The 7,254-nt window shown below is 58.2% G+C and carries 9 protein-coding genes; 5 read left to right on the forward strand and 4 right to left on the reverse strand.

The window, feature by feature from the left end; translation table 11 throughout:
- Window positions 1-155 precede the first annotated feature (155 nt).
- Both PMI32_RS05585 and PMI32_RS05580 read right to left on the reverse strand, forming a co-directional pair.
- Window positions 156-515, reverse strand: coding sequence for a BON domain-containing protein (locus PMI32_RS05585; protein ID WP_008033201.1), 360 nt, complete (start codon window positions 513-515; stop codon window positions 156-158).
- A 326-nt stretch (window positions 516-841) separates the two neighbouring features.
- The gene (locus tag PMI32_RS05580) at window positions 842-1,258 is read right to left on the reverse strand and encodes a pilin (RefSeq protein ID WP_008033203.1); all 417 of its coding nucleotides are present in this window, start codon (window positions 1,256-1,258) and stop codon (window positions 842-844) included.
- 225 nt (window positions 1,259-1,483) lie between these two features.
- Here PMI32_RS05580 and pilB point away from each other — a divergent pair, with 225 nt between their 5' ends.
- Genes pilB through yacG form a run of 5 tightly spaced genes read left to right on the forward strand, consistent with a single transcriptional unit; the run spans window position 1,484 to window position 6,092 of the window.
- Window positions 1,484-3,181 (forward strand): type IV-A pilus assembly ATPase PilB, encoded by a 1,698-nt coding sequence (gene pilB, locus PMI32_RS05575; protein WP_008033206.1) that lies wholly within the window; start codon window positions 1,484-1,486, stop codon window positions 3,179-3,181.
- Window positions 3,182-3,183: 2 nt separating this feature from the next.
- Window positions 3,184-4,401: a type II secretion system F family protein gene (locus tag PMI32_RS05570; protein ID WP_008033207.1), complete on the forward strand. Its 1,218-nt coding sequence runs from the start codon at window positions 3,184-3,186 to the stop codon at window positions 4,399-4,401.
- Window position 4,402: 1 nt separating this feature from the next.
- The gene (locus tag PMI32_RS05565) at window positions 4,403-5,275 is read left to right on the forward strand and encodes a prepilin peptidase (RefSeq protein ID WP_008033208.1); all 873 of its coding nucleotides are present in this window, start codon (window positions 4,403-4,405) and stop codon (window positions 5,273-5,275) included.
- Window positions 5,272-5,895 carry a dephospho-CoA kinase gene (gene coaE, locus PMI32_RS05560; RefSeq protein ID WP_008033209.1) on the forward strand — a complete coding sequence of 208 codons (624 nt, stop codon included), beginning with the start codon at window positions 5,272-5,274 and terminating at the stop codon, window positions 5,893-5,895. The genes PMI32_RS05565 and coaE overlap by 4 nt, the downstream gene beginning before the upstream one ends.
- Window positions 5,892-6,092, forward strand: a complete 201-nt coding sequence (gene yacG / locus PMI32_RS05555; RefSeq protein WP_008033210.1) for a DNA gyrase inhibitor YacG — start codon at window positions 5,892-5,894, stop codon at window positions 6,090-6,092. The genes coaE and yacG overlap by 4 nt, the downstream gene beginning before the upstream one ends.
- A gap of 8 nt (window positions 6,093-6,100) precedes the next feature.
- On the opposite strand, the gene PMI32_RS05550 is transcribed toward yacG, so the two are convergent.
- Together PMI32_RS05550 and PMI32_RS05545 are read right to left on the reverse strand one after the other, a co-directional pair.
- Window positions 6,101-6,316: a hypothetical protein gene (locus PMI32_RS05550; RefSeq protein WP_008033212.1), complete on the reverse strand. Its 216-nt coding sequence runs from the start codon at window positions 6,314-6,316 to the stop codon at window positions 6,101-6,103.
- A 64-nt stretch (window positions 6,317-6,380) separates the two neighbouring features.
- Window positions 6,381-7,070 carry an energy-coupling factor ABC transporter permease gene (locus tag PMI32_RS05545; RefSeq protein ID WP_008033214.1) on the reverse strand — a complete coding sequence of 230 codons (690 nt, stop codon included), beginning with the start codon at window positions 7,068-7,070 and terminating at the stop codon, window positions 6,381-6,383.
- Window positions 7,071-7,254: the final 184 nt, after the last annotated feature.

Genomic DNA, 7,254 nt, shown 5'->3' on the forward strand with positions numbered 1-7,254 from the left:
TTGAGTTGCTGCAAATAGAACAGGCCCCGGACACGAATGTCAGGGGCCTGTAATGGCCACATCCTTGTGGCCGTCGCATGAACTCTCAAGTTGCGGCAGACGCATGACTCGGCTCGTCTACCGCGCCTTCTCCCGTTCAGGCGAGAAGTCTTGCCTTACTCGGCTTTCAGGCCGTCAGCGGAGACCGCCTGGACGCCTTTGATTTTCTTGGCGATGGCCACGGCGGTGGCTTTCTGAGCGTCAGTCACCGCGACGGTGGACGACAGGGATACAACACCTTTGTTGGTTTCGACTTTGATATCGGTACCAGGAATGCCTTTTTCGGTCACCAGGTCAGCTTTGACTTTGGTGGTGATCCAGGTATCGGAAGTGGCTTCTTTAGCCTTGGTCACTTCACCGGCAGCCAGCACCATTGGGGCTTGGGTAGCCTGGGTTTGAGCGAATGCAACGTTGGCCATGGTCAGGGTCAGCGCGGTAGCGGTAGCAGTAGCGGCAGCGATAGCGAACTTCTTCATACGAGTAACTCCTGTTTTTTCATAAAGTCTGCTGCGTGTCTTGTCAGCAGGGTTACTGGGTATAGTGCGAACGCTGTGCCAACTTTGAAACAGCCATTAACCACTTACAAATCAACAACTTAAAAAATTTACTGATTTTCGGAATCATGCAAATTGCATGACTTCGACATTCTCTACATGCAAGTTGCAGGTTTTAACGTGGGCCTAAGGCCATGAATTTGTGAGGTTTTCCAAATCTCACCAAGAAACGCAGCGAACTTGGAGCTTCCCCCCCAAAAATGCCCCATCCGACGATGGGGCATTCTTCTATCTAGCCGTTTTCAGCATTAAGTTGCAGAGGCTGTGCAACCAGGCGGTGCGTAATCGGCTGTCACGCCGGTCGCGCATGACCAGCCTGCAGTGGCACTGCGAGTCAGCGTGATGGTTTTACCTGCCACAGGGGCCGGTGCTTTCTGCAGCGTGCAGACAATGGTGCCAGCGCCTGAGGCAACCGTGCCGGTGACAGCAATTGCACAGTTCTGCGTCGTCGTGCCGGCGCCCGTCAGTGTGGTGGGTTCTGCAGTGCCGGCATTCATCAGGTCTTCAAACGAAACCTTCAATGCTGAAATTTCCGCCAACCCCGCGGTAACTTTCGCCCGCGCTTGATACTTCGAGTAAGCCGGCAACGCAAACGTCGCCAGAATCCCGATGATCGCCACCACGATCAACAATTCAATAAGCGTAAAACCTTTCTGAGCACTCATAGACAAGCTCCATGCATGAGTCGAAATCTCATGATCTGAACCAGTCTCAGCACAGCCCATGCCAAGCCCGTTGCCCCCTGTTAGCGGGGCGCGAGAACGACGCAAGGCCTTGTCCTGCCCTCAGGATCCGCACTATCTGACACTTTTTGTCACCAGAGCAGCGCTGGTTTGGCGCCACCGGTTGACTAGGCTATAAGTCATGAACTGTCTGTGTCCGGTATCCCCATGAATGACATCGCCCTTAGCGGTCTGGCCAAGCAATTGGTGCTTGCCGAGCTGCTCACCGACCAAAGCGCGCAACAGGCGTATCAGCAAGCCCAACGTCATAAAATCACCCTGGTCAGTTATCTGGTGCAGAACAAACTCGTGAAAAGCCGCCAGGTCGCCGAGATCGCCTCGGAGCATTTCGGCATGGCACTGCTCGACCTCAACTGCCTGGACAAGGAAACCCAACCCAAGGGTCTGGTCAGCGAGAAACTGGTTCGCCAGCACCACGCCCTCCCCCTCTGGCGGCGTGGCAACAAGTTGTTCGTGGGGGTTTCCGACCCGACCAATCACCAGGCCATCAACGACATCCAGTTCAGTACCGGGCTGAACACCGAAGCCATCCTGGTGGAGGACGACAAGCTCAGCGATGCCATCGAGAATTTCTTCGACAGCCATGCCAGTGGACTGGAAGACATGGCCGACGTCGACCTCGATGGCATGGACATCGAGTCGATCGATGACGACCAGGGCGCCATCGCAGGACAGGATGCCGACGACGCGCCGGTGGTGCGCTTCGTTCACAAGATGCTGCTGGACGCGATCAGAAGTGGCTCTTCCGACCTGCATTTCGAGCCCTACGAAAAAACCTACCGCGTGCGGATGCGCACCGACGGTATGTTGCGTGAAGTCGCCAAGCCGCCGATTCAACTGGCCAACCGCATCGCCGCCCGCCTGAAAGTCATGGCCAGCCTCGACATCTCCGAGCGGCGCAAACCCCAGGACGGGCGGATCAAGATGCGCCTGTCGAAGAGCAAGTCCATCGACTTCCGGGTCAACACCCTGCCGACCCTGTGGGGCGAGAAAGTGGTGATCCGGATCCTCGATCCATCGAGCGCGCAAATGGGTATCGACGCCCTCGGCTACGAGCCCGACCAGAAAGACCTGTACATGGCCGCGCTAAAGCAGCCGCAGGGGATGATTCTGGTGACCGGCCCCACGGGGTCGGGCAAGACCGTGTCGCTCTACACCGGCCTGAACATTCTCAACACCGTGGACATCAACATCTCCACCGCCGAAGACCCGGTAGAGATCAACATGGAAGGCATCAACCAGGTCAACGTCAACGCCAAGCAAGGTCTGGGTTTTGCCCAGGCGCTACGCTCCTTCTTGCGGCAGGACCCGGACGTGATCATGGTCGGCGAAATCCGCGACCTGGAAACCGCCGAAATTGCCATCAAGGCCGCCCAGACCGGGCACCTGGTGCTGTCGACCCTGCACACCAACAGCGCCGCTGAAACCCTGACCCGCCTGCACAACATGGGCATTCAGGGGTTCAACATCGCGACGTCAGTCAGCCTGATCATCGCCCAGCGCCTGGCGCGCAAACTGTGCAGCCAATGCAAGAAGCCCATCGATATTCCCCGCGAGGCATTGATCAAGGAAGGCTTCCCAGAGGAACGGATTGGCGCATTCACGATCTATGAGCCAGTCGGTTGCGATCAGTGCAACGGTGGCTACAAGGGGCGCGTGGGGATTTATGAAGTGGTGAAGAACACAGCAGGCCTGCAACGGCTGATCATGGCCGAAGGCAATTCGCTGGAAATCGATATCCAGATGCGCAAGGACGGCTTCAACGACCTGCGTACTTCCGGGCTGATCAAGGCCATGCAAGGCATCACCAGCCTTGAAGAAATCAACCGGGTCACCAAGGACTGAACATGGCGGTCAAAGCAGCGAAAATCAGTGTGTACGCCTGGGAAGGCACCGACAAAAAAGGTACGAAAATAACCGGCGAACTCAGCGCTCAGAACCCGGCGCTGATCAAGGCGCAACTGCGCAAGCAAGGCATCAACCCCGGCAAGGTGCGCAAGAAATCCGCCTCGTTTTTCAGCCTCGGCCAACGCATCAAGGCGAATGACATTGCCCTCTTCACCCGGCAGATGGCGACCATGATGAAAGCCGGCGTACCGCTGTTGCAATCGTTCGACATCATCGGCGAAGGCTTCGAAAACCCGGCCATGCGCAAACTGGTGGACGAGGTGAAACAGGAAGTCGCGGCGGGTAACAGCTTCGCGGCAGCCCTGCGCAAAAAACCGCAGTATTTTGATGAGCTCTACTGCAATCTGGTGGATGCCGGCGAACAGGCCGGCGCGCTGGACACCCTGTTGGAGCGGGTCGCGACCTACAAGGAAAAGAGCGAAAGCCTCAAGGCCAAGATCAAGAAAGCCATGACTTATCCACTGGCGGTGGTGGTCGTCGCGATCATCGTCACCGGGATTCTGCTGGTCAAGGTGGTGCCGCAGTTCGAGTCGGTGTTCAAAGGTTTTGGTGCGCAACTGCCGGCGTTCACGGTGATGGTCATCGGCCTGTCGCAGTTCATGCAGGATTGGTGGTGGCTGATGCTTGGCGTGCTGCTTGCGGCGATATTCGGTGTGCGCCACGCCTTCAAGACATCGCAAGGCTTTCGGGACCGGACAGACACCTGGCTACTGAAACTGCCGTTGATTGGCGCATTGATGTACAAGTCCGCCGTGGCCCGTTACGCCCGTACGCTGTCGACCACTTTCGCCGCGGGTGTGCCGCTGGTCGAGGCGCTGGAGTCAGTGGCGGGCGCGACCGGCAACATCGTGTTCAAGCGGGCGGTGCTGCGTATCAAGCAGGACGTTTCGACGGGGATGCAGCTGAATTTCTCCATGCGCACCGCCGGCGTCTTTCCGAACATGGCGATCCAGATGACGGCCATTGGCGAAGAGTCCGGCGCACTGGACGACATGCTCGACAAGGTCGCCAGTTTCTATGAGGCGGAAGTCGACAATATGGTCGACAATCTCACCAGCCTGATGGAGCCATTCATCATGGTGGTGCTGGGTGTTATCGTCGGCGGCCTGGTGGTTGCGATGTACCTGCCCATTTTCCAACTCGGCAATGCGATCTGACATGCCCTTGAACGAAATCCTGACCGTGTACCCGTTGGCGTTTGTCGTCATTGCACTGCTGGTCGGCTTGCTGGTCGGCAGCTTCCTCAATGTGGTGATCTGGCGCCTGCCGAAAATGCTCGAGCGTGAGTGGCAATTGCAGGCCCGGGACATTCTCGGTTTGCCTGGCGAAACACCGCCCGCGACCTACAACCTGATGCTGCCCCATTCCGAGTGCCCGCATTGTGGGCACCGAATTCGCGCCTGGGAAAACATCCCGCTGCTCAGTTATGTGTTTTTACGTGGACGATGCTCAAGCTGCGCAACGCCCATCAGTAAACGCTACCCGTTGACCGAACTGGCCTGCGGCCTGCTGTCGGCGTTCATTGCCTGGCATTTCGGTTTCGGCTGGCAAGCCGGGATGGTGCTGGTCCTGAGCTGGGGTTTGTTGGCCATGAGCCTGATCGACGCCGAGCATCAACTGTTGCCGGATGTGCTGGTGCTACCGCTGATGTGGCTGGGACTGGTCGTCAACAGCTTCGAATTGTTCGTGCCATTGCACGAGGCGCTGTGGGGCGCAATTGCGGGCTACATGGCGCTGTGGTCGGTGTTCTGGCTGTTCAAGCTGATCACCGGCAAGGAAGGCATCGGCCACGGCGATTTCAAGCTGTTGGCCATGCTGGGCGCCTGGGGCGGCTGGCAGATTTTGCCGCTGACCATTCTGTTGTCGTCCCTTGTGGGCGCGATTATCGGCATGATTTTGCTGAGCCTGCGCAATGCGAAAACCTCGACCCCGATCCCCTTCGGTCCCTATCTGGCGATTGCCGGCTGGATTGCATTGCTCTGGGGTGGTCAAATAACCGGCTTCTATTGGCAGTTTGTCGGTTTGAAATGAATACCCCTGTGGATAAACCCTGGATTCTCGGCCTGACCGGCGGCATCGGCAGCGGCAAAAGCGCGGCCGCCCAGCACTTCATCGACCTGGGCGTGCACGTGGTCGATGCCGATCATGCGGCGCGCTGGGTGGTGGAACCGGGTCGCCCGGCGCTGGCACAGATCGCCGAACATTTTGGCCCCGGCGTGTTGCAAGCCGACGGGCAACTGGATCGCGCAGCGTTGCGCAAACTGATCTTCGAAGTGCCTGAGCAACGCCTCTGGCTCGAAGCGCTTTTGCATCCGCTGATCGCCAGGGAAATCGCCGATCACCTGGGCAAGGCACAATCGCCTTACGCGATTCTGGTTTCGCCGTTGCTGATCGAGTCCGGGCAGTACGCCATGACCCAGCGAGTACTGGTGATCGATGCGCCCGAACAACTACAGATCGAACGCACCCTGCAGCGTGACCAGACCAGCGAACAACAGGTTCAGGCGATCCTCAAGGCGCAATCCAGTCGCCAGGATCGCGTGAGCCATGCCGACGATGTGGTGGTCAACGACCGCGACCTCGCCTGGCTGCACAGCGAGGTCGAACGCCTGCATCACTTTTACCTTACATTGCGTGGAGGCCAGTCATGAGCCAGATCCCAACCGTCGAATGCCCAACCTGCGGCGCCCCTGTGGAATGGACCCCGGAAAGCACATTCCGGCCGTTCTGTTCAGACCGCTGCAAACTGATCGACCTGGGGGCGTGGGCATCGGAAGAGCACAAGATTCCAGTGGCACCCGATGCCGAGGACGAGTTGTTCAGTGGTGATTTCGACCCGCGTCACTAAGTGACGGTTCAGGGCCGCATGAAGCCGTAGTCCTGACCGTCATCGAGGTTCTCGGCGAGAAACTGCAACTCATCGGCCAGATCCTCGACACTGCGCACGGCCTTGCTCTGCTGCACCACCGCGCTGAGCAGGGCGCGCAGGCTCAACCCCGGATCAAACCCGACTTCCTGCGCTGCATCCAGACTGTGGCGCAACTCCTGCCTTGCCCATTCGTAGACACTCATTTTCGATGCTCCTGAAGGTTTTTCGGAGCATGGATTCGTCGACGTTTTTTGGATTTGATGTGGATCAAGATTTCGGATCGTCGTCCTTCCAGGGTGCCGAAAGATAACGTGTGCGGTTGAAGGTCTCCAGCCATTCGGGGCTGAACACAACCAGCGCGCTGACGACCATGCCGTTGATGAAGGCTTCGGGAAAGATGATCAGCCACAGGTAACCGACAAAATCTTCCAGCCAGTAAGGCATGACGAACAGCTCGTTGAACCACAGCAGCCACAGGGCCAGCAGCAGGCACAGCAAGGCCGATAGCGCCGCTGCGAAGAAACCGGAAACAAAGATATACACGAAGGGATTACGCGGCTGCGCTCGCTCGACCAGGATTGCGCAGCACTCGGTGACCAGCACGGGCAGCAGAATCAACAAGGCGCCGTTCACGCCGACGGCGGCGAGGTCCTGGCGTCCGAGTATTACCAGGCCTGCTTGTGCGACCAGTCCTCCGACGATCGCCAAGGGCCAGTCCAGGAGCAGGGTTACGGCGGTCATGCCGATGAAGTGATAGGACACGCCGGTGTCGAAATCCCGTCGTACCAGCCACAGCATGAATAGCGCGAACACGGTGCCGAACAACAGATGCTGGCGGCGGCTGTCGCTGAACAGCTCGACCCACGGGGCACGTGCGATGGCCCAGATCAGGGCCGGGACGTAGATCAGCCAGCCGACGGTGAGGGTTTCGGGGGACAGCAGCTCGGCGCCGATCATGGCTGGGTGGGCTCCCTTGTCTTTGCCGGAATAGGGTGGGGTATCAGTTTACACCGGTGTTTGGTTGGTCTTTGGTTGGTGGGCATATCCGTTTTTGCGGTGATGGCGGCTATTGGTTTCGCCCTTACGGCGAGTCACTTTCGAAAAGCGCGAAAGTAACCAAAGCGCTCTTGCCCCTTTCGTT

Source organism: Pseudomonas sp. GM60, from assembly GCF_000282415.1.
Taxonomy (GTDB): Bacteria; Pseudomonadota; Gammaproteobacteria; order Pseudomonadales; family Pseudomonadaceae; genus Aquipseudomonas; species Aquipseudomonas migulae.

What these genes read in the sequence shown, in the direction of transcription:
- PMI32_RS05585 (WP_008033201.1), bottom strand. Translation starts at nt 515, where the DNA reads ATGAAGAAGTTCGCTATCGCTGCCGCTACTGCTACCGCTACCGCGCTG.
- PMI32_RS05580 (WP_008033203.1), bottom strand. Translation starts at nt 1,258, where the DNA reads ATGAGTGCTCAGAAAGGTTTTACGCTTATTGAATTGTTGATCGTGGTG.
- pilB (WP_008033206.1), top strand. Translation starts at nt 1,484, where the DNA reads ATGAATGACATCGCCCTTAGCGGTCTGGCCAAGCAATTGGTGCTTGCC.
- PMI32_RS05570 (WP_008033207.1), top strand. Translation starts at nt 3,184, where the DNA reads ATGGCGGTCAAAGCAGCGAAAATCAGTGTGTACGCCTGGGAAGGCACC.
- PMI32_RS05565 (WP_008033208.1), top strand. Translation starts at nt 4,403, where the DNA reads ATGCCCTTGAACGAAATCCTGACCGTGTACCCGTTGGCGTTTGTCGTC.
- coaE (WP_008033209.1), top strand. Translation starts at nt 5,272, where the DNA reads ATGAATACCCCTGTGGATAAACCCTGGATTCTCGGCCTGACCGGCGGC.
- yacG (WP_008033210.1), top strand. Translation starts at nt 5,892, where the DNA reads ATGAGCCAGATCCCAACCGTCGAATGCCCAACCTGCGGCGCCCCTGTG.
- PMI32_RS05550 (WP_008033212.1), bottom strand. Translation starts at nt 6,316, where the DNA reads ATGAGTGTCTACGAATGGGCAAGGCAGGAGTTGCGCCACAGTCTGGAT.
- PMI32_RS05545 (WP_008033214.1), bottom strand. Translation starts at nt 7,070, where the DNA reads ATGATCGGCGCCGAGCTGCTGTCCCCCGAAACCCTCACCGTCGGCTGG.